This is a genomic window from Nonomuraea sp. PA05 (assembly GCF_008086045.1).
Taxonomy (GTDB): domain Bacteria; phylum Actinomycetota; class Actinomycetes; order Streptosporangiales; family Streptosporangiaceae; genus Nonomuraea; species Nonomuraea monospora.
Genome location: NZ_VSEY01000029.1, coordinates 81,239 through 100,186, shown reverse-complemented (window position 1 = coordinate 100,186; position 18,948 = coordinate 81,239). Strand labels below are relative to the sequence as shown.

Below are 18,948 nucleotides of genomic sequence, written 5' to 3'. Positions count from 1 at the left end.
GCTCCTTACGTGATGATGATCTGGGGGTGGATGTCGGCGTACACGTCGGGGTCGAACTCGCCGGCCACCGGCGTGGCCACGGCCGCCGCGCCGAGCGCGGCGGCTCGCCTGAGCCTGTCGGGCCACGGATCCGGCTCGACCAGGCCCAGCGCCAGCCCCGCCACCAGCGAGTCGCCCGCTCCGGTCGGGTTGCCCCGCACGGTGTACGGCATCCGCGCCGCGTACGTGCCCTCACCCGTGACGGCGAGCAGGCCGTCGGCGCCCATGGACACCACCACGGCCTGTGCGCCCCTGCCTCGCAGCGCCTGCGCGCCCTCGGCCGGGGTGCCGCCCGGCACGGCCCTGGCCAGCTCGTCGGCGTTCGGCTTGAGGATCGAGGGGCGGCCCTCGGGCGCGTGGCGGAGGGGGTCGCCGTCGGCGTCCACGATGGACGGCACGCCGCGCTCGGTGGCGAGGGCGGCCAGCGTGGCGTAGGTGTCGGACGGGACGCCGCGCGGCAGGCTGCCGGACAGGACGACCGCGTCGGCACTGGTCAGGAGGGCTTCGAAGTGGCGGATGAAGCCGGTCAGCTCGGCGGAGGCGACTTCGGGGCCCGGCTCGTTGAACAGCGCCGTGTTGTCGGTGCCGGAGACGGCGAGGGTGGTGCGGGAGTCGCCGGCGATGTCGTACAGGGCCGTGGGCAGCCGGGCCGACTTCAGGTCGGCCTCGATCGCGCGGCCGGTCGGCCCGCCGGCCAGGCCCGTGACCAGCACGTCCCGGCCGAGCGCGGCCAGCACTCTGGCCACGTTGACGCCCTTGCCGCCCGCGCGCCTGTGCACCGCGCTGACCCGGTTGACCCCGTCCCAGTCCACGGCGGGCACCTGGTAGGTCACGTCGAGAGCGAGGTTGAGCGTCACCGTGATGATCATTAAGGCTCCGTGATCCAGACGCCGTCCTTCAGCACGCCGTCCACCTCCAGCGAGTCGGAGAGCACCACCAGGTCGGCGGCCTTGCCGACGGCGATCGAGCCGATCCGGCCGGCCAGGCCGAGCAGACGCGCGGGCGTCAGCGAGGCCACCTGGACGGCGTCGGGCAGCGACATGCCCAGCTCCTGGACGCCGCGCCGGAACGCCACGTCCATGGTCAGCGTGGAGCCCGCGATCGAGCCGCCCTCGACCAGCCGGGCCACGCCGTCGTCCACCCGTACGGCCATGGAGCCGAGCACGTAGTCGCCGTCGCCCAGGCCGGTGGCCGACATGGCGTCGGTGATCAGCGCCGTGCGGCCGGGCCCTGCCACCTCGTACGCCAGCCGCAGCATGGCGGGGTGCACGTGCACGCCGTCGTTGACCAGCTCGACCGTCACCCGCTCGTCGTCGAGCAGCGCCGCGACGGGCCCTGGCGCGCGGTGGCCGAGCGGCGGCATCGCGTTGTACAGGTGGGTCGCCACGGTGGCGCCCGCCTCGATGCCCTCGATGGTCTGCTCGTACCCGGCGTCGCTGTGCCCGATGGCGGCGAGCACGCCCTCGGCGACGGCCATCCTGATGGTGTCGAGCGCGCCGGGCAGCTCGGGCGCGATGGTCAGCATGCGGACGTGCCCGCGCCCGGCCTTGACGAGCCCCGCGAACTCCTGCGGCGACGGCTCACGCAGCCGCGTCGGGTCGTGCGCGCCGCAGCGCGACCTGGCGATGTACGGGCCCTCGAAGTGGATGCCGGCCAGCAACCCCTCCTCGCACAGCTCGGCCAGCGCCGACGCCGCCCTGGCCAGGCCCTCGACCGTGTCGGTGACCAGGCTGGCCATCGTGGTCGTGGTGCCGTGGCGGCGGTGCAGCGCCACGGCGTCACGGGCCAGGTCGAGGTCGCCGGTGGGGAAGGAGCCGCCGGCGCCGCCGTGGTTGTGCACGTCGACGAAGCCCGGCACGACGTGCCGCCCGCCCACGCTGAGGCCGGGACCCGGGGCGGATCCGTGGCCGACGTGCGTGATGCGGCCGTCTTCGATGGTCAGCCACCCCTCGTGCACGCCCTCGGGCGTCACGATCCTGGCGTCGGCAAGAGTAAGGCTCATGAAGAAAGGATCACAGATCGCGTGAGGTGCATGGGCTCGTCGGGGTTGAGCCCCTGGGCGAAGGCCCGCGCCACCGCGACCCGCTGGGCGCGGATCAGCTCGGCCATGGGGTCGAGCGAGGTCTCGAAGAAGGCGCCGCCGGTCTCCTCGACCTGCGCGCGCAGCCCTTCGGGGGCGGTGCCGAGCATCCACGTGACCCGCCCGGGGGCGGCGATGCTGATCGGGCCGTGCCGGTACTCCATCGCCGGGTAGGCCTCCGTCCACGAGCGGGACGCCTCGCGCATCTTCAGCGCGGCCTCCTGGGCGAGGCCGACGGACCAGCCGGTGCCGAGGAAGCTGAACTGCTCGGCCTGGACCAGCGTGTCGGGCAGCGGCGCGGCCACGGCCTCCTCGGCGTCGGCGATGGCCTGGGTGAGGTCCTCGCCGAGTGAGGCGCGCAGCATGGCGAGCTGCGTGGTGGCGAACCTGGTCTGCACGACGGACTTCTCGTCGGCGTAGTCGAGCACGACGACGTCGCCGGCGGCCGTCATGATCGGCGTCTGCGGGTCGGCGGTGATGGCCACGCTCGCGCCGGAGGTGCGCTCCAGCAGGTCGAGGACCTCGGTCGTGGTGCCGGAGCGCGACAGCGCCAGCACGCGGTCGTAGCCGCGCCCGTGCGGGAACTCGGAGGCGGCGAACGCGTCCGTCTCGCCGTGCCCGGCCCGCTCGCGCAGCACCGCGTACGCCATCGCGATGAACCACGACGTACCGCAGCCGACGACGGCGACCCGCTCGCCCCGGCGCGGCAGCGCGTCGGCGGGGATGTTCGCGACGGCGCGGCGCCAGCAGGACGGCTGGGACGCGATCTCGGCCTCGGTGTGGGTGGTCACCACTTACCTCCCCATGAGTGATTGTTTCTGCTTCTTTTATAACAGGAAAGTGCATAAATGAACACCGGTAGCCCTGGCGTTCCAGGTTGTGCCACGCTTGCTCCTGTTCCCCCATAGCCCTAGGGAGGCCTCCGTGTCCCGCTACGACCGCTGGAACGCCATCCTGGAGCTGCTGGCCCAGGAGGGCAGGCTGTCGGTGGAGGAGGCGTCCCAGGCGCTCGACGTCTCCACCGCGACGATCAGGCGGGACTTCGACCAGCTCGCCCAGCAGCAGATGCTCATGCGCACGCGCGGCGGCGCGGTGGCTCAGAGCGTCAGCTACGACCTGCCGCTGCGCTACAAGACGGCCCGGCATGCCGACGAGAAGCACCGCATCGCCATGGCGGCGGCCGAGCTGGTGACGCCGGGCGCGGTGATCGGGCTCAACGGCGGGACGACCACCTCCGAGCTCGCCCGCACCCTCGCCACGCAGGCGACGCTGGAGAGCGGCTTCACGATCGTCACCAACGCGCTGAACATCGCGGCCGAGCTGACCGTCCGGCAGCACGTCAAGATCGTGGTGACCGGCGGGGTGGCCAGGCAGCAGTCGTACGAGCTGATCGGGCCCCTGGCGGGCGGGGTGCTGGAGCAGGTGACGCTGGACGTGGCCTTCCTCGGGGTGGACGGGCTGGACGTCGAGCTGGGCGCCTCGGCGCACCACGAGGGCGAGGCCAGCGTGAACCACCTGCTGATGAGCAGGGCGGCGCAGGTCGTGGTGGTGGCCGACTCGTCCAAGATCGGCAAGCGGGCCTTCTCCAGGATCTGCCCGATCGGCCAGATCGACACGCTGGTCACCGACGCGCAGCTCTCCGACACGCTGGCGGGGCAGCTCACCGACGCGGGTGTGAAGGTCGTACGTGCTTGAGAGCGTTACAGGGCGATACGTGCGCGGGTAGGTAGAGAACGCAGACCACAGGCGTTCCAGGGGGAAATATGACGTCGGGAAGGTGCGCGGCCCGGCTCGGGCCCGCCGAGCGGGCAGAGGCGCTGGAGTGCATGGCGTCCGAGGAGCTCGACGTGGTCGTGGTCGGCGGCGGGGTCGTGGGGGCGGGCATCGCGCTCGACGCCGCGACCCGCGGCCTCGACGTGGCCCTCGTCGAGGCGCGCGACTACGCCTCGGGTACCTCGTCACGCTCGTCCAAGCTGATCCACGGCGGCCTGCGCTACCTGGAGCAGCTCAACTTCGAGCTGGTGCGCGAGGCGCTGCAGGAGCGGGCGCTGCTGTTGCAGCGCATCGCGCCGCACCTGGTGCGGCCGGTGCCGTTCCTGTTCCCGATGACCCACTACGGGTGGGAACGCCCGTACGTGGGCGCGGGCGTCGCGCTCTACGACACGCTCGGCTTCGCCACCGGCCTGACCAGGGGCGTGCCCGGCCACCGGCACCTGTCCAGATCACGCGCGCTGCGGCTGGCGCCCGCGCTGAAGAAGACCGCCTTCACCGGCGCCGTCCAGTACTGGGACGCGCAGGTCGACGACGCCCGGTACGTGATGATGATGCTGCGCACCGCCGCCACGTACGGCGCGCACATCGCGCCCAGGGCGCAGGTGGTGGGCTTTCTGCGGGAGGGCGAGCGGGTCACCGGCGTGCGGGTGCGCGACCTGGAGCTGGACGAGGACTTCGAGGTGCGCGCCCGTCAGGTGGTCAACGCCACCGGCGTCTGGACCGACGACATCCAGGAGCTGGTGGGCGGGCGCGGGCAGATCCACGTGCGCGCCTCCAAGGGCATCCACCTCGTCGTCCCGCGCGACCGGATCCACTCGGTGACCGGCATCATCCTGCGTACGGAGAAGTCGGTGCTGTTCGTGATCCCGTGGGGCCGCCACTGGATCATCGGCACCACCGACACGGAGTGGACGCTCGACAAGAGCCATCCCGCAGCCTCCCGCACCGACATCGACTACCTGCTCGACCACGTCAACGCGGTCCTGTCGGTGCCGCTGACCCGCGACGACGTCGAGGGCGTCTACGCGGGGCTGCGGCCGCTGCTGTCGGGCGAGTCCGACGAGACGTCCAAGCTGTCCAGGGAGCACGTGGTGGCCCATCCCGTGCCGGGGCTGGTGATGATCGCCGGAGGCAAGTACACGACGTACCGGGTCATGGCCCAGGACGCGGTGGACGCCGTGGCGCACGGGCTCGACCAGCGGGTGCCGCGCTCCTGCACCGACCGCATCCCGCTCGTCGGCGCCGAGGGCTACCAGGCGCTGTGGAACTCCCGGCACCGCCTCGCCCACGAGTCAGGGCTGCACGTGGCCAGGATCGAGCACCTGCTGCAGCGCTACGGCTCGCTGATCGACGAGGTGCTGGAGCTGATCGAGCGCGACCCGTCGCTGGCCCGGCCGCTGGCGGGGGCCGACGACTACCTGCGGGCCGAGATCGTCTACGCCGCCACCCACGAGGGCGCCCGGCACCTGAACGACGTGCTGACCCGGCGCACCCGCATCTCCATCGAGACCTTCCACCGCGGGGTGGCCGTGGCGCAGGAGGCCGCCGAGCTGCTGGCCGAGCCGCTCGACTGGGACGGCGAGCAGGTCAAGCGGGAGGTGGAGTACTACACCAAGCGGGTGGAGGCCGAGCGCCGCTCGCAGGAGCAGGACTCCGACCACGAGGCGGACGCCATCAGGCTGGGCGCGCCGGAGATCGTCCCCGTGGTGGTGCCGGAACACACCTGAGCGAACGCCTGAGGGGGCGGCCCGCGGCGCTGCGGGGTCCGCGGACCGCCCCGTCCAGGATGGTTCTACGCCGGCGGATAACGCGTGGCGTCGTGCACGTCGAGCAGCGGCTCCTTGACGCCGTCGCCCGAGTCGTCGGTCCAGTTCAGGTTGCCGGTCGAGATCAGCGTGCTACGGACGGCCAGCGAGCCCGTCCGGTTCGTCGGCTTGTGGGTGCCCGAGGTGAGCAGCGCCGCCGCGCCCGCCACGTGCGGGCTGGCCATCGAGGTGCCGCTGATCGTGGCGTACCCACCGGCGCGGTAGGTCGAGTAGATGCACGTGCCGGGCGCCGTGATCTCCACGGTCGAGCCGAAGTTGGAGTAGAACGCCGAGGTGTCGTCCTGGTCGGTCTCGCTGCGGCACGACAGCGTGCTGCCCCCGGCGCCGCCGGGCAAACCGTCGTTGTCGGTCAGCGCGGACACGGTGACCACGTCGGGGTGGTTGGCGGGGAAGAACGAGGAGGTGTTCACGTGGCTGTTGCCCGCGGCCACCACGACCACGATGCCGGCGTTGACCGCGTTCGTGATCGCCGTGCTGATCGCGCTGCTTGAGCAGCCGTTGCAGCCGAGGCTCAGGTTGATGACCTCGATGGTGGAGGCGCGCGCCACCACCCAGTTGATGCCGGCGGCGATGCCGGCCAGGCTCCCGGAGCCGGCCGCGTTCAGCACCTTGACGCCGTGGATGCGGGCGCCGGGCGCGACGCCCACCGGGCCGATGGTGTTGTCGAGGGCGCCGACGGTGCCCGCGACGTGCGAGCCGTGGCCGTTGTCGTCGGTGCCCGAGTTGTTGATGCAGATGCCGGTCAGGCAGTTGGCCCTGGCGACCACGTTCAGGTCGGGGTGGGTGTTGTCGACACCGCTGTCGACCACGGCGACGTCCGCGTCGATGCGCACGTCGTCGGTGCCGTCGATGTCGAGGTTCGGGTTGGCGGGGCCGAAGATGCGCCTGACGCCCGTGGGCACGGTCTGGACGAAGGCGTGCACCTCGGCGTCGGGCTCCACGCTGACGACGTTCGGGTTGTTCTTGAGCTGTTCGGCGGCGGTGGCGCTCAGGCGGGCGGTGTAGCCCTTGAAGGCGTGCTCGTACACGCCGATGAGCTGCCCGCCGAGATCGTCCACCTGGCTCTGGGCGGCGCCGCGCGGCGCGCGCATGGTGGGGTTGAGCTGGACGATGTACGTGCCGTCGGGTGCGGCGGTCGTGGCGGAGACGGGCAGGGGGGCGGCGAGTAACGCCATCGCGCCGGCGAGCAATGCGAGCAGGGGGGTGCGTGGTCGCATGGCAGCGTGGTCCCTTTCCGATCTGGGACCGGCCGCCCGTTTATGACACGAACCAACCGGTCCGACAGTGGGGTGTAAGCAAAGTTTTCACCATTTGTCGGGATAAGTCCACAAAAAAGGTGCCGGTTCGCTACGAACCGGCGCCTTCTGGTTGCTTAACGAAGCGGGATCCAGGCTTGTGAGGACAGCGTGGTGAGGTCGTTGACCTGGACGCCCTCGTACGAGACCGTCCACAACGAGTCGCCGATCACCATCGAGCGCTCGATGCCGGGCTGGTAGCTGTAACCGCCCTCCTGGCGCTGGGTCGGATGCTTGATCATGCCCAGCTCCTTCACCCCCGCGTCGGAGATCTGCAGCACCAGCGCGCCCGACTCGTTCACCTTGTTCAGCGGGATCACCGACAGGCCGGTCTTCGGCCAGTACAGGAACGCGTGCGGGTTCCACTCCGCCCCGGAGCCCGAGTCCTTCTGGAAGAGCTGCGACAGGCGGCGCGGCGCGGCCGGATCGCTGACGTCGAACAGCGAGACCTGCGTGCCCAGCGTCCTGCCCCGCTCGCTGGCCTCCTGGCCGATGCCGATCAGCCTGCCCTCGCTGCCGGGGTGCAGGTACGCCGAGTAGCCGGTGATCTTCAGCTCGCCCGTGACCTTGGGCGCGGCCGGATCGCGCAGGTCCAGCGTGTAGAGCGGGTCCACCTGCCGGAACGTCACGCAGTAGCCGATCGGGCCGATGAATCTGACCGAGTAGATGCGCTCGCCCTTGCCCAGGCCGCCGACCTCGCCGACCCGGGCCAGGGTGTCGGCCCTGAGCACGTGGACGGTGCTGGAGCTGGTCTTCTCGTCGCCGGAGCTCTCCGTGGTGGCGATGCGGAGGTGGCCGTCGTACTCCGACATCGAGTACTGGTTCAGCAGGCGTCCCCCGACCTTGCCCGAGGCCACGTACGCGGGGGCGCCCGGGCGGGTGATGTCGAACCGGTGCACCTCCGTCTCCTCCGGCGGGATGGTGGGCGTCGGCTGCGGGCTCGGCTCGGCGGGTGCCGTGGCCGACGGGGGCGTCGCGGGCGCGTCGGGCGCGGACGCCGAGGAGGACACCGCCGGGTCGTCCGGGGTGGGCTCGACCGCGGGGGCGACGGCGTCCGCCGGGGCCTGCTCCACGGTGTCCGCCGGGGCCTGGTCCACGGCGGGCATCGGGCGCGCCACCGGGAACCACCAGTGCGGGTTGCTGGCCACGTACAGGCTCTGGCCCGTGCCGTACACCACGTCGCCGTCGGCCGCCAGGCTGATCGGGTCGGTGCCCGCCGCCGTGACGCCCTGCGCCAGGTCGACGGTGTGCACGGTCAGCATCGAGGTGCCGGTGTAGTCGGCGGGGTGGCTGACCCGCTCGCACTTCACCGAGTCCTTCGTGACCGTGCCGGACGCGTCCGTGATCTCGATCTTCGGCAGCCAGGCGTCCACCGGCGCGCGCCGGACCGCCTCCTGGTTCGCCTTGATCAGGTCGGCCTCGGCGGCGTTCTGCCCCGGCTCAGGGAAGGTGATCTCGGGCTGGCTGCGGGTGACGAGCCGGACCGTGGAGCCGACCATCCTGGCGTCCACGTACGAGCCCTGCGTCCTGATCGTGCTCAGCACCTTCGGCTCGCCCGCCAGGTCCACCACGACGTACCGGGTGTCGCCCGGCGGCATGATGGACCGCGCCTTGTACATGATGTCGCCGCCCCGCATCAGCACCAGCGCGCGGTCACCCGCCACCAGCAGGTCGGCGGGGATGCCGGGGCCGCCCTCGCCCTCGGTCAGCTTGAGCGACGCGGTGACCTTCCTGGTGGCCGTGTCGATGATCCGCAGGGTGCCGTCCGCGACCGTGATGACCCGGTTGCCGTCGGTCTTGACCAGGTCGGGCTCGTCCACGCCGGCCTCGTGCACGTTCGTGGCGGAGTGCTCGGGCGTCGCCGCCACCCTGGCCTTCGACTCGGCCGCGGAGTCCTGGACCGCCAGCGGCATGACGCCGCCGAAGCCGTACGCGGTGACGTTCGCGGCGGCCTTGTCCCGCAGGCCGGACAGGGCGTCGTCGCAACTGCTGTAGGCCACCAGGCGGATGGCGCCGAGCGACGTCGCCTTCGGGGGCGGAGCGGAGGTGCCTCCCGTCGAAGAGGTGCAGGCGGCTGTGACCGTCGCGAGTGCCGCGGCGGTCACGGCCGTGCGGATCAACGTCTTCATGCCCTCATCACGGCTGCGCGAGCGGGATGGTTCAGGAGCCTTTGGATGGGTTGATGGTGAAGACCGGGCTGAAGTTCAGGTCGTCGGGCACTTCCAGCATCTTGCGCAGCAGCTTGCCCTTGAAGTCGAGCACCTGGATCTCGTCGTTGACGCCGTTCTGCTGCTCCCAGCAGTACAGATGGTTCTCGTCATAGAAGCCGAGCACCTTGTCGCAGTCGGAGGTGAACTTCTCGACCTGCTCGCCCGTCGCGGTGTCCCAGACGCAGTGGTCGCCGTCGCCGCCGTTCGGGCAGTTCGTGACGAACGTCTTGCCCGACGGCGAGAAGATGTCCTGCGTGCCGGCGGAGAGCGTGCCGATGCCGGTCAGCGAGCGGGTGGCCTCGCCCTCGGCGTCGAAGAAGCGCAGGTTGCGGTCGGTCTCCTTGCCGTAGACGTTGACCACGCCCTCGTCGTCGCCGTCGAAGCCGAAGGCGGTGCCGCGGATCGAGGTGTCGTCCACGCTCACCACGTCGGCCGTCTTCCCTGCCACGTCCACGATGACGAAGCCGAGGTAGAGCCACTTGCTGCCGCTCTTCTTCTCGATGTTCAGCAGGATCTTCGAGCCGTCCTTCGACCAGGACCTGATGCTGCTGATCTGCGGCTTCTTGACGGTCTTGATCGTGGTGTCCTGGCCGGTGGCGCGGTCGCGGATGACGATGAAGTCGAAGTCGTCGGAGCTGTACTCCCTGCCTCTGCTGGCCAGGAGCTTGCCGTCGGGGGAGACCATCGACTCCCAGTTGCCGGGGAGTTTGGCGAACGTGCCGCGCAGCGAGTTCCTGGCGTAGTCGATCCAGTCGTCCTTCTTCTTGTCGTAGACCTCGTAGGAGGTCAGGACGATGGCGTCCGCGGGGTTCTCGTACAGGGAGATCTTGCCGCCGGGGAGTGTCCGCTTGGTGCCGGTCGCCGGCACGGCCGCCTGCTCCGTCCGCAGCGGTCCGGCGCTCTCGGACGGGCCGGATCGGCCCGGCTCCGCCGTCCCGGTGCCGGTGCGTGAGCGCCCGGGCTCCGGCGTGCCGGTGCCGATCGCCACCGTGGTGGAGGAGGACTTGTCGAGCTGGATGATCACGATCACGCCGGCGAGCAGGAGCAGCGCGACCGCCACCGTGATGCCGGCGATCAGCGGGGCCCTGCCGCTCTTGCGTGGCGGCGCGTGCGTGTACATGCCCTGCTGCCCGTACGGCGGCTGCGTCGGCTGCTGCTGCCACCCCGCCTGCCGGCCGTGGGGGAACTGGGCGCCGGTCGCGTACGGGACGTTGCCGGACATCGGCCCGGAAGGAGCGCCTGAGGGCGAGGCGAACGGCGGCCCGGTGGGAGAGCCGAACGGCTGGCCGGAAGGCCCGGCAGGGGAGCCGAAGGGTGGACCGGAGGGCGGCCCGGCAGGGGAGCCGAAGGGAGGACCAGAAGGAGGCCCGAAGGGAGGGCCGGAAGGCGGACCGGAGGGTGAGCCTGCCGGGGAGCCGAACGACTGGCCGGCCGGCGTCCCGGCTGAGGAGGCGAACGGGTGGCCCGAGGGCGGCGGGTAACCCTGTCCGGGCGCGGCCTCGGCGGCGCCCTGCGCCAGCATGCCGGGGTTGGGCGCGGGCTGCTGCAGCAGCAGCATGATCACCTGCTCGGCCGTGGGCCGCTGTGCCGGGTCCTTGGCCAGGCACGCCACGACCACGTCACGCAGCGGCCCCTCGCCGAGCGCGCCCAGGTCGGGCTGCTGGTTGAGCACGCGGTTGATCACCGCGGGCATGGTGTCGCTGCCGAACGGCGCCCGCCCGGAGGCGGCGAAGACCATGGCGCTGGCCCACGAGAACATGTCGGCGGCCGGCCCGACGGTGTGCCCCATGATCTGCTCGGGCGGCATGTAGGACGGCGTGCCCACGACCATGCTGCTGATCGTGGAGGTCGCGTTGAGCGCGCGGGCGATGCCGAAGTCGATGACTCGCGGCCCGTCGGCGCCGATGATGACGTTGGCCGGCTTGAAGTCGCGGTGCACGATGCCGGCCTGGTGGATGGCGGCCAGCGCCGTGGCGGTGCCGATGGCCAGCCGGTGCAGGACGGAGCCCGTGCGCGGCCCCTCCTCCTGCACGACCCGCTGTAAGGAGGGGCCCTCGATGAACTCGCTGACGATGAACGGCCTGTCCTGCTCGACCCCGGTGCCCAGGACGGCGGCGGTGCAGAAGGGCGCGACCTGCTGGGCCACCTGGACCTCGCGCAGGAATCGCTCCACGCTCACCTGGTCGCCCGACAGGTCGGGCCGCAGCCACTTGACGGCCACGCTCTGGCTCGCGTGGTCCTTGGCCAGGTAAACGACGCCTTGACCGCCCTCGCCGAGCCGGCCGACGAGCTCGAAGCCCCCCAGCCGCTGTGGGTCTCCGGTGCGGAGCGGAGCGAAGGATGCCATGAGGGGATTCTGGCCCTATGCCGCGCATCCGCAAAAACTACCCGCCGGTAGCGCCCCGGAATATGCTTCGGGAATGCAGGTCACGTCCAGCGGTAGGACACAGTGCGTCATCGCTCCCTTCACCGGAGAAACCCTCGCTGAGCTGCCCATTTCCGACGCGGAGGACATTCGCGCCGCGTACGGGAGAGCCAGGGCGGCCCAGGCGGAATGGGCGGCCAGATCGCCCGCGGAGCGGGCCAGGCCCTTCCTCCTCCTGCACGACGCCATCCTCGACCGCAGGGACGAGATCCTCGACATCGTCCAGAACGAGACCGGCAAGGCCCGCAAGCACGCCTTCGAGGAGGTGCTCGACGTCGCGGGCTGCAGCCTCCACTACGCCCGCCGCGCCCCCCGCCTGCTCGCCCCGCGCCCCCGCAAGGGCATCTTCCCCGCCGCCACCCGCGTGACGGAGCTGCGCCGGCCCAAGGGCGTGGTCGCCCTCATCAGCCCGTGGAACTACCCGCTCGCCCTGGGCGTCACCGACGCGGTGCCCGCGCTGCTGGCCGGCAACGCGATCGTGCACAAGCCCGACACCCAGACCGCCCTGTCCGCGCTGTGGACCATCGACCTGCTGGTGGAGCTCGGCATGCCGCGCGAGATCTGGCAGGTCGTGCTCGGCGAGCCCGCCGACGTCGGCGACGCGCTGCTCGACCACGCCGACTACGTCGTCTTCACCGGCTCCACCAGGGGCGGCAGGAAGGTCGCCGAGGAGGCGGCCAAGCGGCTCATCGGCTGCTCGCTGGAGCTCGGCGGCAAGAACCCGATGATCGTGCTCGACGACGCCGACCTCGACGTGGCCGTGCAGGGCGCCGTCCGCGCCTGCTTCACCAACGCCGGGCAGCTCTGCCTGTCGATCGAGCGCCTGTACGTGCACGCGTCCGTCTTCGACGCCTTCGCCGAACGCTTCGTCCGCGCCGTCCAGGCGCTCAAGCTCGGCGCGGGGCACGACTGGTCGGTGCAGATGGGCTCGCTCACCTCCCGCCGCCAGCTCGACACCGTCAGCGCGCACGTGGACGACGCCGTCGCCAAGGGCGCCGCCGTGCTGACCGGCGGCCGGGCCAGGCCCGACCTCGGCCCCCTGTTCTACGAGCCGACCGTGCTCACCGGCGTCGGCGAGGACATGGAGCTGTGCCGCGCCGAGACGTTCGGGCCGGTGGTCGCGCTCTACCCGTTCTCCACCGAGGACGAGGCGGTCGCGCTGGCCAACGACACCGTCTACGGCCTCAACGCCTCCATCTGGACCTCCAGCCCGCCCCGCGCCCGCCGCCTGGCCGCCGGGGTCCGCGCGGGGACGGTCAACATCAACGAGGGGTACGCCTCGGCGTACGCGTCCTACGACGCGCCCATGGGCGGGATGAAGGCGTCCGGGCTCGGCCGCAGGCACGGGGTCGAGGGGCTGCTGCGCTACACCGACGCCAAGACGGTGGCCTCGCAGGCGGGATGGCTGGGGTTCGAGCCGCCGGCCGGGATGCCGTACGAGCGGTGGGCGGGGTTGCTGGCGACGACGCTGAAGGTGATGCGGCGGGCCCGGCTCAAGTAGCGGCTTCGCCGGTCAGACCGGGTGGCTGACCCAGACGTTGGGCTCCACGTAGACGGCGTGGTCGTGGGCGAGGTCGCAGTGCACGGGGGCGAGCGCACCCGGCACCTCCACCGGCCCGGAACGGTCGAAGGGCAGCCCGGTCCAGTGACGCCACTCCGCCGCCGTGCCCGCCACCACCATCGACCGCGGCGCCACCTTGACGATCTTCCCGCCCGCCCGCACGTGCACGCGGAGCCAGGCGTCGTGGGGCAGGCCGTCGGCGCGCGTCCTGAACGCGTACTCCGCCATCGGCGTGTGCGGTTCGAGGTGCTTGAGGTTGGGACGGACGGGGGCGACCAGCTCGCGGTGGCCCAGCCGGGCGGCCTGGTCGCGCAGCGCGGCCAGCATCACCGCGGACAGCCCCTTGCCCAGCAGGTCGCGGCGGACGGTGATCTCCAGGGCGGAGACGGCGTCGGTGGGCAGACCGCGCTCGCGGGCCAGCCAGCCGGACCGGATCACGCCGTCCCAGCCGTTGTCGGGCAGCTCGCCCCCGTTGGACACGAACGGCGTCATGTAGCCCCGCGCCACCATCCGCCCCGGCTCCGCGTCGTCGTCGGCCACCAGCACGTGGTCCGGGTAGGCGGTCTTGACCAGGGTGTAGTACAAGTCCGCGACCGGGTCCTGCAGCATGAACTCGTGCCAGGTGTTCTCCATGTCCCAGAGCGTCGCGGCAAATTCCGGGCGTTCGGCGAGGGTGGTGATGCGGATGGCCATGGCGGACATCTTGCCCGCCGGCAAGTCCGCTCCGCGTCTGGATTATTGGTACTTAAGATCCCAAAGGCAGTGCAGTAGCGTCGGCGGCATGACAGAACTTGACGCCAGGCTACGAGCCATCACGGACCTGATGGTGGCCGAGGCGCGCGAGGGCAGCGGCAGGCACGAGTACGACGGCCGGATCCAGGACCTGTCGCTCGACGGCGTACGGGCCGGGCTGGCACGGCTCGGCCAGGGGCCCGCACCCGAGGACGCGCACGACGCCCGGCACCTCCAGGTGTTCGAGGAGAGTCTGCGCACCCAGTTCGGCGAGCTGGAGCTGCACCGGAAGAACCCGCTGGTCCACCTCGCCAACCTCGAACTGGCCACCTACGACCGCGACTACGGCCCCGAGGAGGAGCGCGTCGCGGCCAAGGCGGCTCACCTCGCGCTCTGGCCCGAGGCCGTGGAGCAGTCGCTGACCGCGCTCGACCAGGTGCCTGCGCCCGTCGCGAAGTCCCTGCTCGGGGCCGCGAAGGGGCTGGCCGCGGGCGTCACGGACGAGGCCGCGCTGCGGGCGCACGCCAGGATCGTCGCGCACCTGGAGCGGGCCGCGGCCGAGGGCGACCAGGACGCTTCGCTCGGCGGCGAGGCGCTGGCGAAGCTGATGGGCACCGCCGAGGGACTGCCCGTCGATCTCGGCAAGCTGGCCGAGCGGGCCGACGCCGAGCGCGACCGGCTGATGGCGCTGCTCGCCGAGTCCTGCGCCAAGCTGGGGGAGAAGGACCGGGCGCCGCTCGACGTCGTACGCGAGCTGGTCAAGGACCACCCCGACCCGGAGGGCGTGATCGAGGCCGCGCGGGTCGGCACGGAGAAGGCGATCGCGTTCACCCGCGAGAAGGACCTGGTGCCCTACCACGACGGCGAGTGCCTGGTGGGCCTGGCGCCGGAGTCGCGCCGCTGGGCGATGGCCATGATGGCGTGGAACGCGCCGGGCGAGCCCGAGGGCCCGTCCTGGTACCACATCACGCCGCCTGACACCTCCTGGCCGCGCCAGGACCAGGAGGAGTGGCTGGAGGTGTTCAGCGCCACGACGCTGCCCGCGATCAACGTGCACGAGGTCGCCCCCGGGCACTTCTCGCACGCCAGGGCGCTGCGGCGGGCGGCGTCCGACGTGCGCAGGGTGCTGCAGTCGGTGGCGTTCATCGAGGGCTGGGCGCACTATGCCGAGGAGCTGTGCGTCGAGGAGGGCTTCGAGGCCGGCGACCCGCGCTTCGAGATCGGCGTCTGGGTGGAGGCGCTGATCCGCGTCACCCGGCTGGCCTGCGCGATCGGCGTGCACACCGGCCAGATGACGGTCGAGGAGGGCGCCAGGCGCTTCGAGTCGGACACGCACCTGGCGGGCCCGGCGGCGCTGTCGGAGGCGCAGCGGGCCTCGTTCGACCCGACGTACGGCCGCTACACCTGGGGCAAGCTGCTCATCATGGACCTGCGCGAGCGGGCCCGCGCCCAGTGGGGCGCCGGCTTCACGGTGCAGCGCTTCCACAAGGAGCTGCTCACCCTTGGCGCGCCGCCCCTGGGCCTGATCGACGCCGCGCTCTGACGAGCGTTCCGGGTAGTGATCGGGGGAAACGTCCGTAGCATCGGGGTCGGGGTGATCGGGGGAACGTCTGTGGCGTCGAGTCGCTAGGGAGGTTTGTCCGTGCGCGAGCTCTCCGGCAAGGTCGCGGTGGTGACAGGTGCGGCAAGCGGCATCGGGCGGGCGCTGGCCCTCCGGTTCGCGGCCGAGGGGATGAGGTTGATGCTCGCCGACGTCGACCACGGCGGGCTCGCGCGAACGGCGGCGCTCGCCGGCGACGCCGAGGTGCTCACGCAGATCACCGACGTGTCGGACGCCTGGGCCGTGCGTCACCTGGCCAACCGCTGCTTCGGCGAGCTCGGCGCCGTCCACGTGCTGTGCAACAACGCGGGCGTCTACCAGGGCGGCCACATGTGGACCCGTGACGAGGAGGACTTCTCCTGGCTGCTCGGCGTGAACCTGTGGGGCGTGCTGCACGGCATCCACGAGTTCGTGCCGCGCATGATCGAGCAGGACACCGAGGGTCACGTCGTCAACACCGTCTCCGTCGCGGGCCTGTTCGCCTCGCCGGGGTCGGGCGGGTACTCGGTGACCAAGTACGCCTCGCTGGCCGCGTCCCTGGCGCTGGCCGAGGACCTCGCCGCCACCGGCTCCAGGCTGCGGGTCAGCGCGCTCTGCCCGGGGGCGGTCAGGACCCGCATCGGCGAGTCCGACCGGGCCAGGCCGCCGGGCCCGGCCGCCGCCCCCACCCCCGACGAGGTGGCGTCGCGGGAGACGATCAGCAGGGCGGCCGAGCGCGGCATCGAGCCGTCGGAGGTGGCCGACCTGGTCGTGACCGGCATCCGCGAGGAGCGGTTCCTGCTGCTGACCGACCCCAAGTACGCCACCCGGCTGCGTGAGCAGACCGAGGCCCTGCTCACCGGGAGCCTGCCCCTCTACCAGTGACGGTCGTGCGCCAGCACCCGGACGACCGTGCCGCTGCGCGGCCTGACCAGCACCTTCACGGCGTCGCCCGGCAGCACGTCCTGGTACAGGCCCTGCTCCACCTCGAACGCCGTGGCCTTGCGCGAGCTGCCGTCGTGCAGGGCGATGTAGTAGTGCTCGGTGTCCGCCCACCGCTTGACGACGTGCCCGGCGACCTCCCTGCGCTGCGGGAGCGGCCTGGCGGGCTCGATCTCGCCGCTGCGCCAGCCGCTGCCCGTGAAGATCCACTCCTGGGCGGCGCCGGCCGGGCCCGCGTCGGCCACCGCGCGGCCGCGCGCCGTCAGCAGGAACCCCCGGCCGCCCATGAGCAGCCCGATCCCCGCCACGAACGACACCGCCGTGGCGATGATCCCCGGCCAGGACACCCCTGCCGCCGCGACCGTGACCCACCAGGGGACGACGAGCCCGGCCGCGAGCAGCACCGGCACCAGCATGCTCGGCCAGCGCCGCCGCGCCAGGCCCAGCTCGATGGCGTGCCCGCGGACGAGGGGGACGAACGCGCGGTCCAGCTCGGACGCCGGCGGCATCAGGTCGATCACCGCCACCTCGGACGCGTTCCCGACGCCGGCGCGTACCCGCTGCACGACCCACCGCTCGTAGTCGGGCAGCGGCTCCTCCGGCGGGGGTCTCAGCGACAGGCGGTCGCCCTCGACCGCCGCCCAGCCGTGCCGGCCCAGCTCGACCAGCGCGCTGTGGAACACCTCCTGAGCCCGCATGCCGCGTAAGAGGTCGGCCACGGGGGCGGGCGCGGGCTGCTCGGCGCCCTGCCCGGGGTCGTTCCGGTTGGACACCTTGAAGGCGGCTGCGAGCGCGGCGACCCAGAGGGCCCACGCCGCCGCCGGCCAGACAAGATCCATTGTTCTGTGTTAGCACGTTGGCCCCTGCCAGGCCAGGTGTAAGTGCCAAGGCCGATACACTGGGGGCACCGCATTCGCCTTTGGGGGGTTCTCACGGTGTCTGAATTCGACACAGTGCTGGTGGTCGACTTCGGCGCACAGTACGCGCAGCTCATCGCCAGGCGGGTGCGCGAGTGCCACGTCTACTCCGAGATCGTGCCCTCGACCATGCCGGTCGAGGAGATGATGGCGAAGAACCCGAAGGCGATCATCCTGTCCGGCGGCCCCTCCTCGGTCTACGCCGAGGGCGCCCCGCCGGTGCCGCACGGGCTGTTCTCCACGGGTGTGCCCACGTTCGGCATCTGCTACGGCTTCCAGGCCATGGCGCAGGCGCTGGGCGGCGAGGTGGCCCGCACCGGCGTCGCCGAGTACGGCGGCACCGCGATGGAGGTGCTCGACGAGGGCGTCATCTTCGCCGGCCTGCCCGCCAGCCAGACCGTCTGGATGTCCCACGGCGACAGCGTGGCGGCGGCCCCCGAGGGCTTCAGGGTGACCGCCTCGACCCGCGAGACGCCGGTCGCCGCGTTCGAGAGCGTCGAGCGCGGCCTGTACGGCGTGCAGTTCCACCCCGAGGTGCTGCACAGCGAGCACGGCCAGGCGGTGCTCAAGCACTTCCTGGAGGCGGCCGGCTGCCGTCCCTCATGGACCATGCTCAACATCGTCGAAGACTCCGTGGAGGCCGTGCGCCGCCAGGTCGGCGACGGCCGGGCCATCTGCGCGCTGTCGGGCGGCGTCGACTCCGCGGTGGCCGCCGCGATCGTCCAGCGCGCCATCGGCGACCGCCTGACCTGCGTGTTCGTCGATCATGGGCTGCTGCGCAAGGGCGAGGCCGAGCAGGTCGAGCGCGACTTCGTGGCCGTCACGGGCGTCAAGCTGCGCGTGGTCGACGCCTCCGAGCGGTTCCTCAAGGCCCTGGAGGGCGTCACGGACCCGGAGGAGAAGCGCAAGATCATCGGTCGCGAGTTCATCCGCGTCTTCGAGGACGAGCAGCGCGCCATCATGGCCGACGGCCCGGTGGAGTTCCTGGTCCAGGGCACGCTCTACCCCGACGTGGTCGAGTCGGGCGGCGGCACCGGCACCGCCAACATCAAGTCGCACCACAATGTCGGCGGCCTGCCGGAAGACCTGGAGTTCACCCTGGTCGAGCCGCTGCGGGCGCTGTTCAAGGACGAGGTGCGCCGGGCCGGCGAGGAGCTCGGCCTGCCCGCCGCGATGGTGTGGCGCCAGCCGTTCCCGGGCCCCGGCCTGGGCATCCGCATCGTCGGCGCGGTCACCCGCGACCGGCTGGCCATCCTGCGTGAGGCCGACGCGATCGCCCGCGAGGAGCTGTCCAGGGCCGGTCTCGACCGGCAGATCTGGCAGTGCCCGGTGGTGCTGCTGGCCGACGTCAGGTCGGTGGGGGTGCAGGGCGACGGGCGCACGTACGGGCATCCGGTGGTGCTGCGGCCGGTCACGTCGGAAGACGCGATGACGGCCGACTGGGCGCGGGTGCCGTACGACGTGCTGTCCCGCATCTCGACGCGCATCACCAACGAGGTGCCCGAGATCAACCGGGTGGTGGTCGACGTGACCAGCAAGCCTCCGGGCACCATCGAGTGGGAGTGAGGC

The 18,948-nt window shown here is 71.8% G+C and carries 14 protein-coding genes; 6 read left to right on the top strand and 8 right to left on the bottom strand.

Features of this window, described 5'->3' with window-relative positions; genetic code table 11:
* Nucleotides 1-5: 5 nt before the first annotated feature.
* Genes FXF51_RS38215 through FXF51_RS38205 form a run of 3 tightly spaced genes read right to left on the bottom strand, consistent with a single transcriptional unit; the run spans nt 6 to nt 2,910 of the window.
* Nucleotides 6-908, bottom strand: coding sequence for a 1-phosphofructokinase family hexose kinase (locus tag FXF51_RS38215; protein ID WP_148439652.1), 903 nt, complete (start codon nt 906-908; stop codon nt 6-8).
* On the bottom strand, nt 908-2,041 hold the full coding sequence (gene nagA, locus FXF51_RS38210) for an N-acetylglucosamine-6-phosphate deacetylase (protein WP_148439651.1): 1,134 nt from the start codon (nt 2,039-2,041) through the stop codon (nt 908-910). Before nagA ends, FXF51_RS38215 begins: the two co-directional genes overlap by 1 nt.
* Nucleotides 2,038-2,910, bottom strand: a complete 873-nt coding sequence (locus FXF51_RS38205) for an SIS domain-containing protein (protein ID WP_148439650.1) — start codon at nt 2,908-2,910, stop codon at nt 2,038-2,040. The genes nagA and FXF51_RS38205 overlap by 4 nt, the downstream gene beginning before the upstream one ends.
* A 133-nt stretch (nt 2,911-3,043) precedes the next feature.
* On the opposite strand from FXF51_RS38205, the gene FXF51_RS38200 reads away from it, so the two are divergent.
* Both FXF51_RS38200 and FXF51_RS38195 read left to right on the top strand, forming a co-directional pair.
* The gene (locus FXF51_RS38200) at nt 3,044-3,814 is read left to right on the top strand and encodes a DeoR/GlpR family DNA-binding transcription regulator (RefSeq protein WP_148439649.1); all 771 of its coding nucleotides are present in this window, start codon (nt 3,044-3,046) and stop codon (nt 3,812-3,814) included.
* A gap of 68 nt (nt 3,815-3,882) precedes the next feature.
* A complete protein-coding gene (locus tag FXF51_RS38195) occupies nt 3,883-5,619 on the top strand; it encodes a glycerol-3-phosphate dehydrogenase/oxidase (RefSeq protein WP_148439648.1) in 1,737 nt (578 codons plus the stop codon).
* 65 nt (nt 5,620-5,684) lie between these two features.
* On the opposite strand, the gene FXF51_RS38190 is transcribed toward FXF51_RS38195, so the two are convergent.
* The 3 genes from FXF51_RS38190 to FXF51_RS38180 all read right to left on the bottom strand — a co-directional run bounded on the left by FXF51_RS38190 (nt 5,685) and on the right by FXF51_RS38180 (nt 11,570).
* Entirely contained in the window at nt 5,685-6,935 is a 1,251-nt protein-coding gene (locus tag FXF51_RS38190; RefSeq protein ID WP_148439646.1) for a S8 family peptidase, read from the bottom strand.
* A gap of 155 nt (nt 6,936-7,090) precedes the next feature.
* Nucleotides 7,091-9,142, bottom strand: a complete 2,052-nt coding sequence (locus FXF51_RS38185) for a beta-propeller domain-containing protein (RefSeq protein WP_187414795.1) — start codon at nt 9,140-9,142, stop codon at nt 7,091-7,093.
* Between the two features lie 31 nt (nt 9,143-9,173).
* Complete coding sequence (locus FXF51_RS38180) at nt 9,174-11,570, bottom strand: protein kinase domain-containing protein (RefSeq protein ID WP_148439645.1); 2,397 nt, start codon at nt 11,568-11,570, stop codon at nt 9,174-9,176.
* Nucleotides 11,571-11,643: 73 nt separating this feature from the next.
* On the opposite strand from FXF51_RS38180, the gene FXF51_RS38175 reads away from it, so the two are divergent.
* A complete protein-coding gene (locus tag FXF51_RS38175; protein ID WP_148439643.1) occupies nt 11,644-13,149 on the top strand; it encodes a succinic semialdehyde dehydrogenase in 1,506 nt (501 codons plus the stop codon).
* Nucleotides 13,150-13,161: 12 nt separating this feature from the next.
* On the opposite strand, the gene FXF51_RS38170 is transcribed toward FXF51_RS38175, so the two are convergent.
* The gene (locus FXF51_RS38170) at nt 13,162-13,902 is read right to left on the bottom strand and encodes an N-acetyltransferase (RefSeq protein WP_262380097.1); all 741 of its coding nucleotides are present in this window, start codon (nt 13,900-13,902) and stop codon (nt 13,162-13,164) included.
* Between the two features lie 88 nt (nt 13,903-13,990).
* Here FXF51_RS38170 and FXF51_RS38165 point away from each other — a divergent pair, with 88 nt between their 5' ends.
* Nucleotides 13,991-15,484 carry a DUF885 family protein gene (locus FXF51_RS38165; protein WP_148439641.1) on the top strand — a complete coding sequence of 498 codons (1,494 nt, stop codon included), beginning with the start codon at nt 13,991-13,993 and terminating at the stop codon, nt 15,482-15,484.
* Nucleotides 15,485-15,583: 99 nt separating this feature from the next.
* A complete protein-coding gene (locus tag FXF51_RS38160; protein ID WP_187414794.1) occupies nt 15,584-16,405 on the top strand; it encodes an SDR family NAD(P)-dependent oxidoreductase in 822 nt (273 codons plus the stop codon).
* Here the strand turns inward: FXF51_RS38160 and FXF51_RS38155 are convergent.
* Nucleotides 16,396-17,301 (bottom strand): hypothetical protein, encoded by a 906-nt coding sequence (locus FXF51_RS38155; protein ID WP_148439637.1) that lies wholly within the window; start codon nt 17,299-17,301, stop codon nt 16,396-16,398. The two genes, FXF51_RS38160 and FXF51_RS38155, sit on opposite strands and share 10 nt — an antisense overlap.
* 96 nt (nt 17,302-17,397) lie before the next feature.
* Here FXF51_RS38155 and guaA point away from each other — a divergent pair, with 96 nt between their 5' ends.
* The gene (gene guaA, locus FXF51_RS38150; RefSeq protein ID WP_148439635.1) at nt 17,398-18,945 is read left to right on the top strand and encodes a glutamine-hydrolyzing GMP synthase; all 1,548 of its coding nucleotides are present in this window, start codon (nt 17,398-17,400) and stop codon (nt 18,943-18,945) included.
* Nucleotides 18,946-18,948: the final 3 nt, after the last annotated feature.